Source organism: Cohnella caldifontis (genome assembly GCF_029360585.1).
Classification (GTDB): domain Bacteria; phylum Bacillota; class Bacilli; order Paenibacillales; family Paenibacillaceae; genus Cohnella; species Cohnella caldifontis.
In genome coordinates this window covers 127,809-144,685 of the sequence record NZ_JAQZSJ010000003.1, presented here as the reverse complement: position 1 = coordinate 144,685, position 16,877 = coordinate 127,809, and the positions used below count along the sequence as shown (strand labels likewise).

At 60.3% G+C, this 16,877-nt stretch carries 17 protein-coding genes; 4 read left to right on the top strand and 13 right to left on the bottom strand.

The window, feature by feature from the left end:
• Positions 1 to 352: 352 nt before the first annotated feature.
• From PTZ19_RS06395 to PTZ19_RS06355, 9 genes are all read right to left on the bottom strand, one after another.
• Positions 353 to 1,330 (bottom strand): aldo/keto reductase, encoded by a 978-nt coding sequence (locus PTZ19_RS06395; protein ID WP_276353188.1) that lies wholly within the window; start codon positions 1,328 to 1,330, stop codon positions 353 to 355.
• 143 nt (positions 1,331 to 1,473) lie between these two features.
• Positions 1,474 to 3,021, bottom strand: a complete 1,548-nt coding sequence (locus PTZ19_RS06390) for a stalk domain-containing protein (RefSeq protein WP_276353185.1) — start codon at positions 3,019 to 3,021, stop codon at positions 1,474 to 1,476.
• A gap of 350 nt (positions 3,022 to 3,371) precedes the next feature.
• Positions 3,372 to 4,844 carry a protein adenylyltransferase SelO gene (locus PTZ19_RS06385; protein ID WP_276353183.1) on the bottom strand — a complete coding sequence of 491 codons (1,473 nt, stop codon included), beginning with the start codon at positions 4,842 to 4,844 and terminating at the stop codon, positions 3,372 to 3,374.
• Positions 4,845 to 4,896: 52 nt separating this feature from the next.
• Positions 4,897 to 6,126 carry an MFS transporter gene (locus tag PTZ19_RS06380; protein WP_276353181.1) on the bottom strand — a complete coding sequence of 410 codons (1,230 nt, stop codon included), beginning with the start codon at positions 6,124 to 6,126 and terminating at the stop codon, positions 4,897 to 4,899.
• Between the two features lie 9 nt (positions 6,127 to 6,135).
• A complete protein-coding gene (locus PTZ19_RS06375) occupies positions 6,136 to 6,975 on the bottom strand; it encodes an energy-coupling factor transporter transmembrane component T family protein (protein ID WP_276353178.1) in 840 nt (279 codons plus the stop codon).
• Positions 6,972 to 8,681, bottom strand: coding sequence for an ABC transporter ATP-binding protein (locus PTZ19_RS06370; protein ID WP_276353176.1), 1,710 nt, complete (start codon positions 8,679 to 8,681; stop codon positions 6,972 to 6,974). Before PTZ19_RS06370 ends, PTZ19_RS06375 begins: the two co-directional genes overlap by 4 nt.
• Positions 8,682 to 8,835: 154 nt before the next feature.
• Complete coding sequence (locus PTZ19_RS06365) at positions 8,836 to 9,390, bottom strand: ECF-type riboflavin transporter substrate-binding protein (protein ID WP_276353174.1); 555 nt, start codon at positions 9,388 to 9,390, stop codon at positions 8,836 to 8,838.
• A gap of 209 nt (positions 9,391 to 9,599) precedes the next feature.
• Entirely contained in the window at positions 9,600 to 10,193 is a 594-nt protein-coding gene (locus PTZ19_RS06360; RefSeq protein WP_276353172.1) for a JAB domain-containing protein, read from the bottom strand.
• Positions 10,194 to 10,240: 47 nt separating this feature from the next.
• Positions 10,241 to 10,450 carry a helix-turn-helix domain-containing protein gene (locus PTZ19_RS06355; RefSeq protein ID WP_276353170.1) on the bottom strand — a complete coding sequence of 70 codons (210 nt, stop codon included), beginning with the start codon at positions 10,448 to 10,450 and terminating at the stop codon, positions 10,241 to 10,243.
• Between the two features lie 155 nt (positions 10,451 to 10,605).
• On the opposite strand from PTZ19_RS06355, the gene PTZ19_RS06350 reads away from it, so the two are divergent.
• Complete coding sequence (locus tag PTZ19_RS06350; protein ID WP_276353168.1) at positions 10,606 to 10,962, top strand: helix-turn-helix domain-containing protein; 357 nt, start codon at positions 10,606 to 10,608, stop codon at positions 10,960 to 10,962.
• Between the two features lie 79 nt (positions 10,963 to 11,041).
• On the opposite strand, the gene PTZ19_RS06345 is transcribed toward PTZ19_RS06350, so the two are convergent.
• Entirely contained in the window at positions 11,042 to 11,983 is a 942-nt protein-coding gene (locus PTZ19_RS06345) for a helix-turn-helix transcriptional regulator (protein ID WP_276353166.1), read from the bottom strand.
• A gap of 186 nt (positions 11,984 to 12,169) precedes the next feature.
• Here PTZ19_RS06345 and PTZ19_RS06340 point away from each other — a divergent pair, with 186 nt between their 5' ends.
• Positions 12,170 to 13,363 (top strand): MFS transporter, encoded by a 1,194-nt coding sequence (locus PTZ19_RS06340; RefSeq protein WP_276353163.1) that lies wholly within the window; start codon positions 12,170 to 12,172, stop codon positions 13,361 to 13,363.
• Positions 13,364 to 13,467: 104 nt separating this feature from the next.
• Here the strand turns inward: PTZ19_RS06340 and PTZ19_RS06335 are convergent, their stop codons facing one another.
• Both PTZ19_RS06335 and PTZ19_RS06330 read right to left on the bottom strand, forming a co-directional pair.
• A complete protein-coding gene (locus PTZ19_RS06335; RefSeq protein ID WP_276353160.1) occupies positions 13,468 to 13,899 on the bottom strand; it encodes a hypothetical protein in 432 nt (143 codons plus the stop codon).
• Entirely contained in the window at positions 13,896 to 14,882 is a 987-nt protein-coding gene (locus PTZ19_RS06330; RefSeq protein WP_276353159.1) for a Gfo/Idh/MocA family protein, read from the bottom strand. Before PTZ19_RS06330 ends, PTZ19_RS06335 begins: the two co-directional genes overlap by 4 nt.
• A 115-nt stretch (positions 14,883 to 14,997) precedes the next feature.
• Here PTZ19_RS06330 and PTZ19_RS06325 point away from each other — a divergent pair, with 115 nt between their 5' ends.
• On the top strand, positions 14,998 to 15,867 hold the full coding sequence (locus tag PTZ19_RS06325) for a LysR family transcriptional regulator (protein ID WP_276353156.1): 870 nt from the start codon (positions 14,998 to 15,000) through the stop codon (positions 15,865 to 15,867).
• A complete protein-coding gene (locus PTZ19_RS25380) occupies positions 15,836 to 16,114 on the top strand; it encodes a TfoX/Sxy family DNA transformation protein (RefSeq protein WP_422614974.1) in 279 nt (92 codons plus the stop codon). The genes PTZ19_RS06325 and PTZ19_RS25380 overlap by 32 nt, the downstream gene beginning before the upstream one ends.
• On the opposite strand, the gene PTZ19_RS06320 is transcribed toward PTZ19_RS25380, so the two are convergent.
• Complete coding sequence (locus PTZ19_RS06320) at positions 16,009 to 16,854, bottom strand: sugar phosphate isomerase/epimerase family protein (protein ID WP_276353154.1); 846 nt, start codon at positions 16,852 to 16,854, stop codon at positions 16,009 to 16,011. The genes PTZ19_RS25380 and PTZ19_RS06320 overlap by 106 nt on opposite strands.
• Between the last annotated feature and the right edge of the window lie 23 nt (positions 16,855 to 16,877).

The following is a 16,877-nucleotide window of genomic DNA, read 5'->3' as shown; positions in this document are numbered from 1 at the left end:
ACACCCGGCATTTGCGCCACGTCAATACGCAGCGGTCCTGCTTAACGGACACCACGGACGTTATTCGGCAGGAAACGGCTCTTCTCGGATTCTAACGGACACTGCGGACCTTAATGGGCCCAAATCGCCGTCCTACCTGCTTCCATAAGGCGAATAAGCGCCACGGTGTCCGTTAGAAATTCAAAGTGGCGATTCCATCCTGAATAGCGTCCGCTGTGTCCGTTAGACTTGCATTGCGCATGTGCAGCAGCCGCTGACCGGAACGATGACGAACCGTTCGGTGACGAAAAAACAGAGCCGGCTCACGAAGCTCCCTTCGTACGCGGACTCTGTTTTTATCATGAATATAGGGTCAGGACAAGCGGTAGGTCGCGAAAGGTTCGCCGTAGAGAAAAGGTTTGCTGAGTTCGTCCAGCGCCTGCTCGGTTTCCGGATCGAGAGTGACAGTAAGGCTCTTCAGGTTCTCCTCCGCCTGTTCGGCGCGCGTGGCGCCCACGATCACCGTGGAGACGGCCGGCCGCCCCATCAGCCAGGCGAGAGACAGCGCGCTCGGCGTCACGCCGCGTTCCGCCGCCAGTCGGCTCACGCTCTCCCCCAGCCGAAGGTTCTTTTCCTCCAGAAACCGCCCGAAGCCCGGATCGGTGTCCGCTCTCGAACCGGAGGGCGTTCTCTCCGCTAAGGAGTATTTCCCGCTCAGAATGCCGCCGGCAAGCGGAAAATACGGGATGATGCCAACTCCTTGGTCCAGACAGAACGGCACCAGCTCCCGCTCCGGGGTCCGGTCCGCCAGCGAGTAGCTGGTCTGGGTGGAAACATACCGCACCCATCCGCTTCGGTCGCTGATGCCCAGCGCCTTCATCAGCTCCCAGGCGGCGTAATTGGACGCTCCGACATAGCGCACTTTCCCGGACCGTACCATATCGTCCAGCGTACGCAGCGTTTCTTCCAACGGCGTATGCGGATCGAACGTATGGATCTGGTACAGGTCGACATAGTCCGTTCTCAGCCGCTTCAGGCTGTCTTCCAACTCCTGCTGCAGATGGTACCGGGAGGACCCTCTCTCGTTCGGGCCTTGTCCCCTCACCAGTCCGGCCTTCGTCGCCAGCACGGCGCGCTGCCGCTTGCCGCCTTCCAGCGCTTGGCCGATGATCCTCTCCGACTCGGTATTCGCGTAAATATTGGCCGTGTCGATGAAATTGATTCCGCTGTCCAACGCACGGTGGATGACCCGGACGGACGCGGCTTCGTCGGCCCGTTTGCCGAACGCGTTGGTGCCCAGCCCCAAAGCCGACACTTCCAGCCCGCTGTTTCCCAGACGGCGATACTTCATGGCTCCCACTCCTCTTCCATTCCTGTCTCGATTCAAGATGATCGATCCGACTCTACCGCCATTTTAGCCCATCCGCGGCCATCCTCCAAACCGGCCGATCCTTTACCGGAGGCCCAATGGAAAACGCCAAGCTTTTATTCGATTTACGCCTCTTGCTGCGGTTTCAGCTCCAACGTGTCCAGAAGCTCGGTTAACCCCTCCAGGGCACTGTCCAAATGATCCTCATTCGCGGATAACGTCACCTGATAGAAACGTCCATCCGCCTCGAAGAAAACGGACGTTCGCACGAAGCCTTTCCAATCATCTTCGGTTGCGTAGTACGTCAGCCATTTCGCGGGATGTCCTTGGAACGGATCTTCCGTCTCGTCGATGACGTAGGAATCGGGATTCGCCAGCAGCTTCTTCTTCTCATCCTGGTAGAAGGTATCCAAATCGGTATCCGGAGGCAGATCCGACGGAAGCGTCGCGCGGACGGCGAATGTACTCCCGTCGTAAGATTCCAGCGCCAGCTTGGCAGACGGGGAAGTCTCCTCATCCGCGTTCCATGAACCGTAAGCAGTCACTTTTACGGAACCGTCGGAAGAAGCGAACGTCTGCTTGCTGCGGATCATCGCTTGATTGCTGCTCCCGTCCCATCCCACTTTCGCGTCCAGCGACTCCGCCACGAACCGCAGCGGCACGAACGTGCTGCCGGAAACGAGAGTCGGCGGGACCGCCAGCGTGATCGTCTTTCCGTTCACCTCCGCCGCGGTTTGGCCTACCTGCATGCGGATTCGCGTGCCCTCCTTTTCCCCCAGAATCGTTTGGGTATCCGCCATCCACGTGATGCTTAAACCGAGTTTCTCGAAAAGAACCCGAAAAGGAACCATCGTGTTGCCGTCCTGGATGAAAGGAGGAACGTCGAACGGAACGGACTCCGCGTCGAGCACGACCTGAATCTGCGCCGGGGATTCCGCCGCATTCGCGGTGACGGCAACTCCCTTGTTTTTCAAACGGCTGATCACCTGGCTTGCCTGCGCGTTCAGCGGGTTGCCCGCCACGGATACCTCGATCAGGTTCGGAATCGACTCCAGCACGCCGATATCCTGAATAAGGTTATTTTCCACGTAAAGATACTCCAGCGTGGGGTGGTTTTCGAGCGGGGACAAATCCTGGATTCGGTTGCCGTCCAGAACGGCCCATTCCAGCTTCAAGTCCCGCAAGGGACCGATATCGGCAATCTGGTTGCTTCCGGCAAGCAGATCCGTCAGGTTCGGCAGTTTACTCAGCGGCTCCAAACTCTTGACTTGATTGCCGTCGATGACGAGCTTCTCCAAAGCGGTTAAGCCGGACAAAGGCGAAAGGTCCGCGACCTGATTGCCGTCCAGCGCCAGGAACGTCAAGTTTTTCAGTTTGGCCAGTGGCTTGATGTTTCTAACGCTTTGGCCGGGCAGAAACAAGTTTTGCAGGTTGACGGCATACTCCAACCCTTGCAGCTGGGTGATCTTGTTCTTGGATTCGGGAGGGAACAGGGAATCCAGTTGCTGAAGATCGCTTGCTTTTAGCTCTTTCCCGGACGCCAGCCCCAATTCCAGCCGAATGGCAGCGGCCAATGCGGGGTCCGTGATGACGGAATTGGCCCACACGGCCGTTGCCGGCAAGAACGCGAGGAGCAGGATAAACGCGAGGACTCTCTTCAATCGTGATGTCATCAATCAACGCTCTCCTTCATCTGCATCTCGATGCTTCCGTATGTTTTATCGGAATCGATCTCCGTATCGTGAAATGGAGAGAGAGGAGACCGGTGCGCGAGGCGGTACGCATGAAGGGGCTTTGAATCGATTAGCGGGAAAACTCCCTCTGAATTTGCACATTTTGCAGAATCGGAATAAATAGAGGGAAATTCCCCCATAAAAACGTGCCGCAGCGAAGTTCGGGGTGAATTCGTAAAATAATTAAAACTTTCCGTAACGTTGAAAAACCCGGCATCATCGGGATGCCGGGTTTGCCATCTTAGGTTCGCATCAAGTCCGCGGAAGACGGGAGCGTTCTCGCTTCCGTATTAGGTACCGCAGAAGGTCCGATACGGGACATCGCATGCCTCCGGCAGCGCGGCGTATTCTTCCTGTTCGGGAGAATACGCATAGGGATCCGCCAACGCGGCCAGCAACCGATGCATCACGCTAAAGTCTTCCCGTTCCGATGCGGCTTCCAGCGCTTCCTCCACCCGATGGTTGCGCGGAATGACCGCGGGATTGCTCTCCCGCATCAACCGGCGGGAAGCCTCTTCCGATTCTTGCCCCCGGCCTCGCCGTTCCTCCCACCGCTTGCGCCACTCCGCGAATTCTTCGGAGGCGAAAAGGCCGTTATCCTCCGGCTGATCCAACGTCAACGCGCGGAACGTGTTGGTGTAGTCCGCCCGGTTGCGCTGCATGAGGTCCAGAAGCGCGGCGACCAGCGGTTCGTCCTGCTCCTCTTCGCCGAAGAGGCCCAGCTTCGCCCTCATCCCCGCGAGCCAATTCCGCTGGAACTGCTGACCGAAAGCCTCGAGCTCCCCCTCCGCCAGCTTCACGGCGCGATCCTGGTCGGCATCCAGCAGCGGCAGCAAGGCTTCCGCCAGTCGCGCGAGATTCCATGCGCCGATATACGGCTGACGTCCGTAGGCGTAGCGGCCTTGCCTATCGATCGAGCTGAACACGGTCGCGGGGTCGTAGACATCCATGAACGCGCAGGGGCCGTAATCGATCGTTTCCCCGCTGATCGCCATGTTGTCCGTGTTCATGACCCCGTGGATGAAGCCGACCAGCTGCCACTTCGCGATCAGCGCGGCTTGCCGCCGGATCACCTCGCGCAGCAGCGACAGATAGCGGTTCCCTTCGCCGCCGATCTCCGGAAAATGGCGCTCCAGCGCATAGTCGGCCAGCGTGCGGAGATCCTCTTCGGTTCCGAAATTGGCGGCATATTGAAACGTGCCGACGCGCAGATGGCTGGCGGCGACGCGCGTCAGCACCGCTCCGGGCAGCTCCTTCTCCCGTTGGATGCCCTGACCGGTCGCGATCACCGCCAGGCTTCGCGTAGTCGGAATGCCCAGCGCATTCATCGCTTCGCTGATGACGTATTCCCGCAGCATCGGCCCGACGGCGGCTCGGCCGTCTCCCCCGCGGGAATACGGCGTCCGGCCCGAGCCTTTCAGCTGGATATCGAACCGTTCGCCTCCCGGCGCAATCTGTTCGCCAAGCAGAAGCGCGCGGCCGTCGCCGAGCATCGTGAAATACCCGAATTGATGCCCCGCGTAAGCTTGGGCCAGCGGCTCCGCGCCTTCGGGAACCCGATTGCCGGCCAGCTCCGCGACCCCTTCCCCGCTTTTTAGCGCCTCCGCATCCAGTCCAAGCGATGCCGCCAGAGGCTCGTTCAGCACGACCAGCTCCGGCGCGCGCACCGGAGCGGGGCTTTGCATGGAATGAAAAAATCCGGGCAAACGGGCGTAACTGTTGTCGAAGTTCCATCCCGCCCCGGGTGTTTTGTTCTCCGTCATTTTGCGCTCCCCGATTCCCTTCGGATTTGGGACTAGTATAACTTCCCTTCCCTTATTTTACCCGTATATCGGCAACAGCGCCTCTCAGCCGGAGCATCGCGTTCAACCGCTCCGTACAGAGCAGCATGGCCGCGGCCAAAATGACGAGATACGCCGGAAAAATCGCCAGCGACGCGACCGAGGCCAGAAACCCGAGCAGCGGGGGCACGAGCGTGCTCCCGGCGTAGGCGACCGCGATCTGCCATCCGATGATGGTCTGGGCGTGCTTCTTGCCGAACCGCACCGGCGTTTCATGCAGCATGCACGGAAAGATCGGCGCCAAGCCGAGCCCCGTGACGATCAACCCCGCGAACGTGAACTCCGCCGGCAGCGGAAGCACCACCAGCGCCCCGCCGGCTAATGCCGTCACCTGGCCCGCGCGGATGAGCATCCGGTTGCTTACCTTGAACGTGATGAACCCCGTGATGAATCGGCCGACGGTAATGCCCGCGTAATAGACGGAAATCCATTGCGCCGCCGCCGACGCGTCCAAAGCTTTGACGTTGACCAAATAGCTGCTTCCCCACAACCCTACGCCGGCTTCCACACCGCAATACAACAGGAAGGACGCCAAGGCAAACGCGACGCCCCGAATCCGCCACGGGCTGGACGGCGCGGCGCTTTCCTCTTCCGGAACCCCGCCCTCCCGGCCTTCCGGTTCATGCGCGTTCCCCGATTCCCGGGCACCCGCGGACGCACGCCCCCATAACGGCAGCGTGGCGAAAAGGATGACGACCAGGCCGAATTGGAGAACGGAAATGGTCAGGTACCCGTCCCTCCAAGAAGATGACTCCGCGATGAAACGGGACATGACGATCGGACCGATCGTCGCCCCGACGCCCCAAAAGCAGTGCAGCCAGCTCATGTGGTGCGCCTTGTAATGCGCGGCCACGTAGTGGTTCAGCCCAGCGTCCACCGAACCGCCGCCCAAGCCAAGGGGGATCGCGAGCAAGACGATCCAACCCCATGACGGCGCGAAAGAGAAACCGAGCAGCGCTCCCGCGGTCAGGATGCAGCTGATCAGCGTGAGCTTCCCCGTGCCGAACCGCCGAAGCATATATCCGCACGCCAAGCTAGACGCGATCGTGCTGGCGGTAATGAGCATGGACAGCAGGCCCGCCGTCTCCAGCGGAGCATGGAAATCCAGCCGCATGACCGGCCAGGCCGCGCCCAGCAAGGAATCCGGCAGCCCTAAGCTGATAAAGGCCAGATAGATGATGATAAGCAAACATTGTGCGGCCATTCGAATCTCCTATTCCGTCCGTTCGAAGATGTTGTAAAACCGCGAGCCGTCATGGAACGTCAACAGCATGGAGCCCGCGAGAATCGCGACGATGATCGCCAGCGCCGCGAAATCCGCTTTGCCGAAAGGCCGGGCGTTGTACCAGGTGCGGGTCCGCCCGTGCCCGAAAGCCCGCAGCTCCATCGCCGCGCTGACCGTCTCGATCCTTTGCAGGCTGGTCAAGATGAGCGGCATCAACACGGCCGAGACGTTCTTGATCCGGGCGCCGAGCTTTTCTTTCTTGGACATGTCGATGCCCCGGGCTTGCGCCGCGAACGAAATATTGTGGAAATCGCGCTGGATGTCCGGGATATACCGCATGGCGATGGAGACGGCGTACGCGATGCGATAGCTGACCCCGACGCGGTTCAGCGACGCCGCGAATTCGCTCGGGTCCGTCGTCAGCAGGAACAACAGCGCCATCGGGATCACCGTGAAATATTTCAGCAGGATATTGAACTGGTAGAACAGCTGCTCCCACGTCACGTTGTAACGGCCCGCGATGTGGAACCACTCGTGGCTCGTGCCGTAGATTTTGACCCCTTCCGCCGGGGAGAACAGATACACGGCCAGCTGGTTCAGCAGCATGAAAAACAGGATCAAGTATAACACGAAGGAGTAGTCCCGGAACTTCACCTTCGAAATCTTGAACATGACCAAGCCGAAAAGGAACATGGCGAGCAGGCTGCGGGTATCGTACGTGATCATGGCGGTGACGGACCAAAGCGCGAAAAAGATGAGCTTGACCGCCCCCGTCAGCCGATGGATCGGAGACTCGAGCCGGGTATACGTCAGCATTTTGGCTTTCATCGTGCCCGAATCCTCCTGTCGTAGGCGATGAATCGGCGGACGAACTCCTTAGGTTCGCCGACGCCCGCCCTTCGGGCCAGCTCGTACACCGACGTCTCCTTCAGGTTCGCGGTCGCCACGACGGCCGGATCCGTGAGGATGGCGGCAGGGCGGTCGTCCGCGATTTTCCGGCCGTCCGCGAGCACGATCGTCCGATGGGCGTATTCCATCATCAGATGCATATCGTGCGTGATCATGATGACCGTGATGCCGCCGCGGTTGAGTTCGAGCAGGAACTCCATCATTTCGTTGTAATGCCGGTAGTCCTGGCCCGCGGTCGGTTCATCCAGAATGAGAACGTCCGGCTTCATCACCAGGATCGATGCGATCGTCACCCGCTTCTTCTGGCCGAAGCTGAGCGCCGAGATCGGCCAGTTGCGGAACTCGTATAACCCGCAGATGCGCAGCGCCGCAAACACGCGTTCCTTGAGTTCTTCCCCGGACACCCCCCGCACCTGCAAGCCGAAAGCCGTCTCCTCGAACACCGTGCCTTTGGAGATCATCTGGTTCGGATTCTGCATGACGTAGCCGATATGCCGGGACCGCTCCTTGATCGTGTCCCCGCGCATGTCCCGTCCCCGAAACAGAATCCGTCCCCGGCCCGGATGATGGAAGCCGCAGATCAGCTTGGACAGCGTCGACTTCCCGGCCCCGTTCTTGCCGACGATGCTGACCATTTCCCCTTGTCCGATGCGAAGCGATACGTCGCGCAAAATTAAGCGGTCCGCGTCGTAGCCGAAGTCGACTTGCTCCAGCTCGAGCACGGCTTCCCGCTCTTCCGGAATTTCCTCGCGATCCTGGCTCTCGTACCACGACTTCAACTTCCCGATGACGCCGTCGTCCAATCGGACGGAATCGATATGCTCCGGCCGCCCATCGGGCGTGATCCGGCAGCCGGCATATTTGAGCGCGGTAATGTACAGCGGTTCCCGGATGCCCGTCTCCGCCAATAGATCCGAGCTGAGCAGCTCGCCGGGCGTCAGGTCTGCCCGGATCCGGCCCTCGTGCATGACGACGATCCGGTCGACACGGCCGTGCAGCACGTCCTCCAGGCGGTGTTCGATCACGATGACGGTCTTGTCGGGCCGGCTGCCGATCCGTTCGATCAGCTCGATGGCGCTTTTGCCGGTACGCGGGTCCAAGTTGGCGAGCGGCTCGTCGAAAAGCAGGATGCCGACGTCGTCCACCAGCACCCCGCCTAGCGTCGTCCGCTGCTTCTGCCCGCCGGACAGCTCATGCGGCGACGACCGCAACTGGGCAAGGATATCCACGGCCTCCGCCGCCGCAGCCACCTTCCCGATCATTTCCGCTTGGGGAACGTTCTTGTTCTCCAGCTTGAAGGCGATATCCTCCGCCACGGTCAGCCCGACGAACTGGCCGTCGGGATCCTGCAGCACGGTTCCCACCAATTCCGAGAGCTGGAAGATGCTCAAACTCCGCTGTTCCTTCCCCTGAATCCGCAAAGAACCCGTCATCGTCCCCGGATAAAAAAAAGGAACCAAGCCGTTGATGCAGTGGGCCAGCGTGCTTTTTCCGGAGCCCGACGGACCCACGATCAGCACCGTCTCTCCCTCGTACAAGGTGAGATTGATGTCCTGCAGCGTAGGTGCGGCTTGCGCCCGGTATTGAAAGCCGAAGTTCTCGAATTCGATGATCGGTTTCTTCATGTTGATCTTCTCCGGTCTTCATAAGATATGGCGCATAAAGCAGAGCAAATCCCCCAAAAGTGACGTTAAGCTCGCAGCTTATTCCGATTACTTTTGGGGGAGCCCCCGGAAAACAATAAAAAAGCCGGCGGGTCGCACCGGCTCGTCTTCTTCCTTACGCCTCTTTCGTCAAGCTTCCCTGTTTCGTTCTCGTCTTCGCGTACGCGAGCAGCAGCAGCGTTCCCAGCACCGCGACGGTCACGATATTCGAAGCTCCGGCCACCAAGCCCTGCGTAAACACCTTGTCGGAGGGCTCGGCGTAAATGAGGATGTCGAGCACCGGCGCGATCACGAACCAGGCAACCGCGTTGGCCAAGATTTGGATCAGGTTGAACCGCACGATCTGCTTCGCGCCGAATTCGCCGTCATGGATGCGGATGCTTCGGGCCGCGAATCCGACGACCAAGCCGACGACGCCGGAGGCGATGACCCAGCTGAACCAGGGAGAACCGTAGAAAATCGCGTCTTTGAGCGTATGTCCGATCAGACCGATCAGCAGGCCGGCAATCGGCCCGTATAATACCGAGAACAAAGAGAGTACGGCATAAGTCGTTTCGATGTTGGTATCGGGCAGCCCCGACGGAATCGATCCGAAACGGCCCAGGATGACGAACAGCGCCGCCCCGATGCCGATCGCGACGACCGTGATAATCGACAAGCCTTTTCTCATCTCGATTTCATCCTCCGGAAGAAGATTTTTCCTAGATTATATATCGGAATATTAGGAGCTACAATGAGGAATTTTCAATAATCATCGTAGATTGTCGAATGCCGACAGCCGTATTCGGCAACATATCCGTGAAACAAGCCGCCGAAAATACGATCCAAGCCGACGGCGGCGCTAAATTCGCTTTTGGCGGCGTTCCGCTAATATCGGTTTCAAGGAGGGGGAATGTTCCTTTCGGCCGCGGTGTAGGAAGCGGACGGACCGTTCGCCTTTCCCGGCGACTCCCCCGAGATTCCTTCCATGAACTTCGCGGAAGGCCCATAGAAGTCCATCCGGCCGACCTCCCTCATGCTGACGTATTCGTCCCCCGCTCCCAGGATCAGATGATCCAGCAGCGGAATGCCGATCATGGCGCCCGCCATGACCAACCGGCGGGTGACGGCCGCGTCCTCCGGACTCGGCTCGGGATCGCCGCTCGGATGCGAGTGGGCGCAAATGATGGAGGCGGCATTCGCCGCCAGCGCGGTCTTGTAGATCTCCCGAGGGTGAATCCACGTGCCGTCCAACGTCCCGACGGAGACGATCTGCATGGCCGTGGGACGGCACTTGGCATCCAGACACAGCAGCGCGCAAAGCTCCCGGTCGCTCTCTTTCCCCAGAAACCGGCGAAACACTCCATGCGCGTCGGACGGCGTCTCCACCCGAATCCGCGACAAGAACGAAGACTCCCTCACCAAGCTCAACCGGACGACGTCGATCCGCCTCCACGCGGACGTTCCCGCGCGCTTGCGCTTTCGTTTCCCCATAGCTCCTCCTGATTCGGAAAATGACGTAACTCCGTTTCCGCGGCCCGCTAGCCGGATGACTCCCGTTCTTCGATCCCCAGCAATTCCGCGACTTGTTTCCGGTATTTCTCTGCTTTGCGGGTGCCGCTGATCAGATTGGACAACCGGTACTCCGGTATGCCGTAACGGCGGCAAAACTCCTTCTGGTCAAGCTTCCGCTCGGCCAACCGCTTCTTGACCGCCCAACCGAAGGCCGTAATGGGCCTTGTCCTTCGCAAGCATAGTCCTCCCCCCATTTTCCCGCGCCATGTGCTATAATTTGTTCGGGCAATCGGATTGCCATCGAATTCCTATTATAACTTATTTAAGTCATTTTTGGAAGTCTATTATGACTTTTTTAAGTATTTTTGATCCTAATGAGGGTGCCGAACCGATGCAATCGATCTATGAACGAATCGAAGAGCTGATCGCGACGAGGAAAATGACGAAGAAGGCGTTCTGCCAGGAGCTTGGCATTTCCACCGGCAATTTCGGGGACTGGAAGCGGGGCGTTTCCGTTCCGTCAGCCAAGAAGCTGATCGAAATCGCGCAGTACTTCGACGTCAGCCTCGATTGGCTGATGACCGGCAAGGAGCGCGGGGCGGAGGGCATCCAGGAGCAGCGGAACGGCTATCATCCGGGCGCCGGGCAGCCGGACGTCCGTTTGGAGCAGTTGACGGAGAAGGAACAGGCGTTCATCCGGGAGTATTTGGAGTTCGCGGAGTATCGGAAGAAGAAAGGAAAAGCGTAAACCTGCAGTTCGCGCGAAAGTCAAAGGCAGCCTGGCTCCCTCATGCGGGGTTCAGGCTGCCTTCTATTTTGCGGCGTCCTTAGGCGTAACGTTCCAGCATTTCGGCCAGCCTCCGGCGGATCTCGGTCTTGAGTTCCGCCGGCTCTATCAGGCGGGCTTCGCTCCCCAATCCGATGAAAAACTCGGCGAAAAAGGGAAGCTCTCCGCGCGGCACGCCGCCGTCGATCAAGCCGCTTCCGTCTTCCCGCACCCGCAGCAGCGGCGCCAGCCACAGTTCGCCTTCGCAGCGCTGGACGCCGGCCCGGCTCAGCTCCGCGCGGAGGCGAACGGGCTCCCGCGGCTCCGCGGCGAACCGGCGGCTGAGGCGGACGTCGCCCAGATCGAGCGGCTTCGCGTCCGCATCCGGCTCCGCCCGGCGGATTCGGTCGCACCGGAAGACGCGGAAGCCCTCGCGCAGGAAGCAGTAGGCATTGCAGTACCAGAAGCCGTTGTGCGCGTACAGGCAGACCGGCTGGATCCGCCTCCGGCTCTCCTCCTCGTCCTTCGACTCGTACTCGATAAGGAGGACCCTCTGTTTTACGGCCGCGTCCAGCAGGACGGACAAGCAAGGCGCGTCGCCCCGCCGGGTCGGGGTGACGAAATCCACCCGGTGTTTCATGCCGTCGATCCGATCCCGCACGTCGCCGGGCATATGGAGATAGAACTTACTGAGCGCCGAAGCCGATTCCGCTTCGAACGGCAGCGAGGAGTAGTGGCGCAACGCGTGCACCGCGAAGAACATCGCAACCGCCTCTTCCTCCGTGAACGCGATGGGCGGCAGCACCCGCTCCCGGACCACCTGGTAGCCTCCGTGCGGACCTACCTCCGAGTATAGAGGCACTCCGAGCTCGCTCAGCTCTTGGAGATCCCGCAGGATCGTGCGTTTGGAAACTCCGAATTCGTCGGCGAGTTCCTGCACCTTGAACCGGCGTTTCCGGTTGACGGTCATCATCAGCTCCATCAGGCGTTTGGACTTGGGCACATGCTCGCCTCCTCTTTTTTCCGCGACATCCCTATTCACCGACCGCCTCTCCGTTTCCCGGACGACGGCATGCGGATGGGGCTGCGGCAGCGTTTTTCATTTTACGTTGGGTTGATGACATGTTCTGTCACCATTATTCCCTACGATAAGGTCAGCAAGCAATCCCCATCGTAGGAGTGATCGACCATGCTGCGCCATACCGCGTTGTTTTTCCTCATCATGTTCATGATCGGAACGGATACGTTCCTGATCTCGCCACTGCTCCCGACCCTGCAGGAGCAATTCGGCGTATCGACGGGCATCGCCGGATGGATGATCGGCGCCTACACGCTCGGCTCCGCTGTCTTCGCGTTGATCGCCGGGCCGTTGTCCGACGGCTGGAACCGCAGGACCGTCTTGCTAAGCGGGCTCGCCGGCTTCTCCGTCTCGACCGTGCTGTGCGGCTTCGCGGACAGCTTCTGGACGATGTGCCTGTTCCGCGTCTTGGCCGGCATCAGCGCGGCGTTCACGGCGCCCCAGGTGTGGGCGTCCATTCCGGCGGTCATCCCGCGGGACCGCATCCCGAGGACGATGGGCCTCGCCTTCTCCGGACTCGCCGCCGCCCAGGCGCTTGGCGTCCCGATCGGGAGCTGGCTGGCGGCCTCGAGCTGGTCCGTCCCGTTCTGGACGATCGGCGCCGTCTCCGCGCTTCTGGCCGCCGCCGCGTACTTCCTGCTGCCCGACATCCGGCCGGCCGCGCGCGCGGGAGAACGCCGGACGTCGATTCTGCGCCGGTATGTCCCCCTGATCTCGAGCGGCAAGGCCCGGAGCGGCTTCCTGGGTTACTTGCTCCTCCACCTGGGAAGCGGAACCGCGATGGCCTTCGTCGGCAAATGGCTGGCGGACGGCTTCGATCTGCCCGTCGGCCGGATCGGCAACGTGATGATGTTCCTCGGACTCGGCACGCTGCTGGGCAGCCTCGTCAGTCCGTTCGCCGTACGGAAGCTGGGACGTACGGGAGCGGTCTCCGCCGGGATGGCGGCCGTCGCGATCCTTTACGCGAGTACGCCGGGACTCGCGCATCTTCCGTTCGCCACGGCCGTCTACCTGATCATTTTCGCGATCCTGGGGATCATCTTCCCGATCGTCATGGAGATGCTCACCTCGCTGAACGCGCAGATCCGAGGGACGATTTCCAGCTTGGCCAACTCGACGATGAACGGCGCGAATACGCTGGGCGCTTGGATCGCCGGCCTGCTCTTCGCGCAGTTCGGCGGGTTCTCGTCGATCGGGCTATTCTCGGCGGGCTGCCTCGTCCTCTCGCTCGGCGTCTTCCTGTTCGGCGGCTTGCTGGGGAGAAAGGGCGCACATGCCGGCCAAGATTCCGCAACGGCGTCGTAAACCGCATAAGGCGCCTCGGGCCTCTTCGGAGGCCATGGGCGCCTTCCGTCTAGACGGATGAAGCCAATGAACCATCCGCCTGCCCGCCATTCTGATCCCGTGTCTTACGCGAACATGTATATACTTTGAACGGCCAACGTGACGGTAAGCAGAGCCCCCACGCCTGCATGCTCCGCATCCGGAACGATGTGGTCGCGGATTTTCGGCAGGAACTTATACGTGCGGGAAAAATACTTGTCGTAATCTTGTCGGACCGAAGCGGGCTTGCCCGTCCAATAAGGTATCCACCAAGCGAGCAAATGCATCGCCATAATGATCGCCGTCATCGCATACCCGACCCGCGCCCACGCTCCTTCAAAATAAAAGCAGGCGGAAATGAGGATGAGCGGCGGGTAATTGCCCAGCACTTCGAACTTTCTCAGCCTCTTGTCTCTAGCCCGGATATCGTTGAACGGAAACAAATCCACGAAATCGATCACGATTTGGTACAGCAGGAATACAATCGGAAGAATCACGTTGAGCATATGCAGGTTCATGGGTGCAAGATCCTTTCAGATGATCGATGGTTTAATAAAGCTTCTAGCGTACTTTGCACTTCGACCCCTTCGCGGAACGTTACGATCTCGCTGCTCTGCCCCCGTATCGCCCGCACGACGTGATCCACGAGCTCCAACAGATGGTCTTTCGGCTGTAAAGCGACCTCCGCAAACTCCTCACCTTCTTCGGCCCACAGCAAGCGGGACCAGTTGTACAGTTTCGCTCGGCCTCGGGTACCGTAGAAGGTGAGCGAAGCTTCCTCTTGGACGGCGGCCCCGCTCAGACCGTCGATCACAATGGAAACGCCAGGGTCCGACGCCAACCGCGCGAACGCCGTGAGGCCCGTCTCGCAAGCTGCCGGATCCTTCGGATACTCCATTCGGGAAACGACCTCGCAGGCGGCTCCGCAATGATGCCGGATCAAGTGCAGGAAATGCGGCAGCACTTCCCTCGCGAATCCGCCCTGCTCCCGCGTGGAGATCCATTCGTTGCGCTGCCACGAGCGGGGCCATTGCGGGAAGAACGCTTTGATTTCGATTCTCCTAAGCTCTCCCAGCCTTTCCTCTTGCAGCAGCTTCGCGAAAGCCCGATGAGCCGGCCGGTATAACGTCGGGAAATTCATCGCATGCATGACGCCGGCCGCTTCCGCCGCCTGCAGCATCTCTTCCGCTTCGATCAGCGAATTCGCCAGCGGTTTCTCGCAAAGCAAATGCTTCCCTTGCTTCAAAATATCGAACGCGATCGGGTGATGGAACTTCGGAGGAACCGCCAAATAAACCAAGTCGACCGGTTCCCGTTCCAGCATCATGCGATAATCGGAATAAGCGGCCGAACCGCTCTCCCGTCCCGCTTGTTCGACCAATAACGAAGCGTTGCGGTCGCATAACGCGGCGACCTCGATGGCGGGATGCTCCTCGAACGCCCGTTTCACCGCGCTCCCGACGCCGCCCAATCCGATGATTCCGACTTTGATTTCCCCCATTTTCACGATCCCCCTGCCGCTGTTGGTAAAACTATCGTAATCCCCCTCTTTCTATTAGACAAATTAATTGTTATGATGACTATCATTAGATTCGTTAATTCAACGAGGTGCGAAAATGACCCTGCTCCAGATGCACGTCTTCCTCGCGATTGCCCGGACGGGGAGTTTCACCAAGGCGGGGGAAACGCTGAACTTGACCCAATCGGCGGTCAGCCAGACGCTGGCGGGGCTGGAGGCGGAAGCGGGGCTGACGTTGTTCCATCGCGGAAAAACCGGGGTGACGCTGACGGATGCAGGAACGACGCTTCTGCCGTACGCCCGCGAGATGCTCCGCAGCGAGGAACGGTTCGGGCAGGCGGCCGCCTCCCTGAAAGGGCTTCAGACCGGCAGCCTGACGATCGGATGTTTTCCCAGTTTCATGGCGGGACATATGCCCGAATTGATCAAAGGTTTTCGGGACCGTTATCCCGGACTTTCCGTCGCATTCCGGGAGGGGAACTACGACGAGATTCACGGCTGGCTGCTGGACGGAACCGTCGATGTCGGATTCAACGTCTACGCCAAACCGCCTTTGCGGTTCATCCCGCTCATGGACGACCCCATGCGGGTCGTGATGCCGAAAGATCACCCGTTCGCCAAGCGGAAGGAAGTGTCCGTGGACGAGCTGCTGAGCGAGCCGTTCGTCCGGGATACGGGATGCGAGCATTATTTGGCGCAGCTGTTTCCGGATCCCTCCCGGCAGCCTAACGACCAGTTCGGCGTCAGGGATACGTTCGCGATTCTATCGATGGTGCAAGCCGGGTTAGGCATTACGGTGCTGCCCCGGATGTCCGTCCCGGCGAAAGGGTTCGACGTCCGGACCTGCGAACTGAAGCCAAGGCTCGTCCGCACGATCGGGCTCAGCCTTCACGCGCGCCGCGCGCTCTCTCCCGGGGCAGAGGCTTTGATCCGGCATGTGGCCGAATCCTTTAAGAATGCGGGATAAGGAGGAAAACATCGGCTCGGTTGAAGCCTATTGCCGGCTGAAGGAACGGTTTCCGAACAAGATCAAACTGAACGCCTTATACGCTTTGGAAGCCGGCCTATGGAACATTCACTGGCTGGAGTCGGCCCCGGAAATCAAGGATCAGCTGAAACTCGAAGCCGCGCGGCGAGCCGACGCTCTTCCTTCGCGGACGAACCCGGCAACCGCGGCGAATTGCGCTTCCGCCACGCCTTCCAGCGTCACGTAGCCGCGAGGCTTATGCCGCTCCAGCAGCTCCCAGAACAGCGGGTAGTTCAGGCCGCCTTGTCCGGCCGCCGTCTCCTTCAAGCTGCCGTCCGGCTCCCGCCGGAGGTCCTTGGCGTGCGCGCTGACGATGCGCGTGCCCAGGCGCTCGAAGGCGCAACGGATGATCTCGTCCTGCCGGTCGAACACGGAGGCATTCATGAGGTTGCAAGGATCGAGCACCACCCCTACGCAGGAGGAGGGGAACCGGTCGATCGTCTCCGCCAGCGTGTCGACGGAATCGATCAAGTGGCGCTGCGCCGCCTCCAGCCCGATCGTCACGCCCCAGCGCTCGGCTTCTTCCACCAGCTCCTCCAGCGCCCGGTCCAGCCGTGCCCAATGCTCCTTGGCGCGGGAAGGATCGGGCGGCACGCCGACTTCGGTCGCCACGGTCGGCGCCCCGAAATGCCGCGCATGCCGCAGATGCTCCTTGAACCGGTCCACGTTGTGCCGGTACAGCTCGTCGTCGAGCTCGATCAGGCTCGCATAGCAGCCCAGGACCGCGATCCCGACGCGATGGTCCGCGAACGCGCCCCCCACTTCGTTCGCCAGCCCCGGACTCATTTTCCCCAGCGAGAAGTCGACATCCGAAATCGCTTTGGACAGCGCAAGCTGAACGTAGTCGAACCCCGATTCGGCCGCCTTGGCCGCAAGCGGCTCGTAAGGCTGTTTCCCTAGCAAATGCGCCAAAATCCCAACGGACACGCCCATCGCTCCCATCTGTCTAT

Excerpts from the sequence above, each read along its gene's own strand:
- PTZ19_RS06395 (WP_276353188.1), bottom strand. The coding sequence starts at position 1,330 with ATGAAGTATCGCCGTCTGGGAAACAGCGGGCTGGAAGTGTCGGCTTTG.
- PTZ19_RS06390 (WP_276353185.1), bottom strand. The coding sequence starts at position 3,021 with ATGACATCACGATTGAAGAGAGTCCTCGCGTTTATCCTGCTCCTCGCG.
- PTZ19_RS06385 (WP_276353183.1), bottom strand. The coding sequence starts at position 4,844 with ATGACGGAGAACAAAACACCCGGGGCGGGATGGAACTTCGACAACAGT.
- PTZ19_RS06380 (WP_276353181.1), bottom strand. The coding sequence starts at position 6,126 with ATGGCCGCACAATGTTTGCTTATCATCATCTATCTGGCCTTTATCAGC.
- PTZ19_RS06375 (WP_276353178.1), bottom strand. The coding sequence starts at position 6,975 with ATGAAAGCCAAAATGCTGACGTATACCCGGCTCGAGTCTCCGATCCAT.
- PTZ19_RS06370 (WP_276353176.1), bottom strand. The coding sequence starts at position 8,681 with ATGAAGAAACCGATCATCGAATTCGAGAACTTCGGCTTTCAATACCGG.
- PTZ19_RS06365 (WP_276353174.1), bottom strand. The coding sequence starts at position 9,390 with ATGAGAAAAGGCTTGTCGATTATCACGGTCGTCGCGATCGGCATCGGG.
- PTZ19_RS06360 (WP_276353172.1), bottom strand. The coding sequence starts at position 10,193 with ATGGGGAAACGAAAGCGCAAGCGCGCGGGAACGTCCGCGTGGAGGCGG.
- PTZ19_RS06350 (WP_276353168.1), top strand. The coding sequence starts at position 10,606 with ATGCAATCGATCTATGAACGAATCGAAGAGCTGATCGCGACGAGGAAA.
- PTZ19_RS06340 (WP_276353163.1), top strand. The coding sequence starts at position 12,170 with ATGCTGCGCCATACCGCGTTGTTTTTCCTCATCATGTTCATGATCGGA.
- PTZ19_RS06335 (WP_276353160.1), bottom strand. The coding sequence starts at position 13,899 with ATGAACCTGCATATGCTCAACGTGATTCTTCCGATTGTATTCCTGCTG.
- PTZ19_RS06330 (WP_276353159.1), bottom strand. The coding sequence starts at position 14,882 with ATGGGGGAAATCAAAGTCGGAATCATCGGATTGGGCGGCGTCGGGAGC.
- PTZ19_RS06325 (WP_276353156.1), top strand. The coding sequence starts at position 14,998 with ATGACCCTGCTCCAGATGCACGTCTTCCTCGCGATTGCCCGGACGGGG.
- PTZ19_RS25380 (WP_422614974.1), top strand. The coding sequence starts at position 15,836 with ATGTGGCCGAATCCTTTAAGAATGCGGGATAAGGAGGAAAACATCGGC.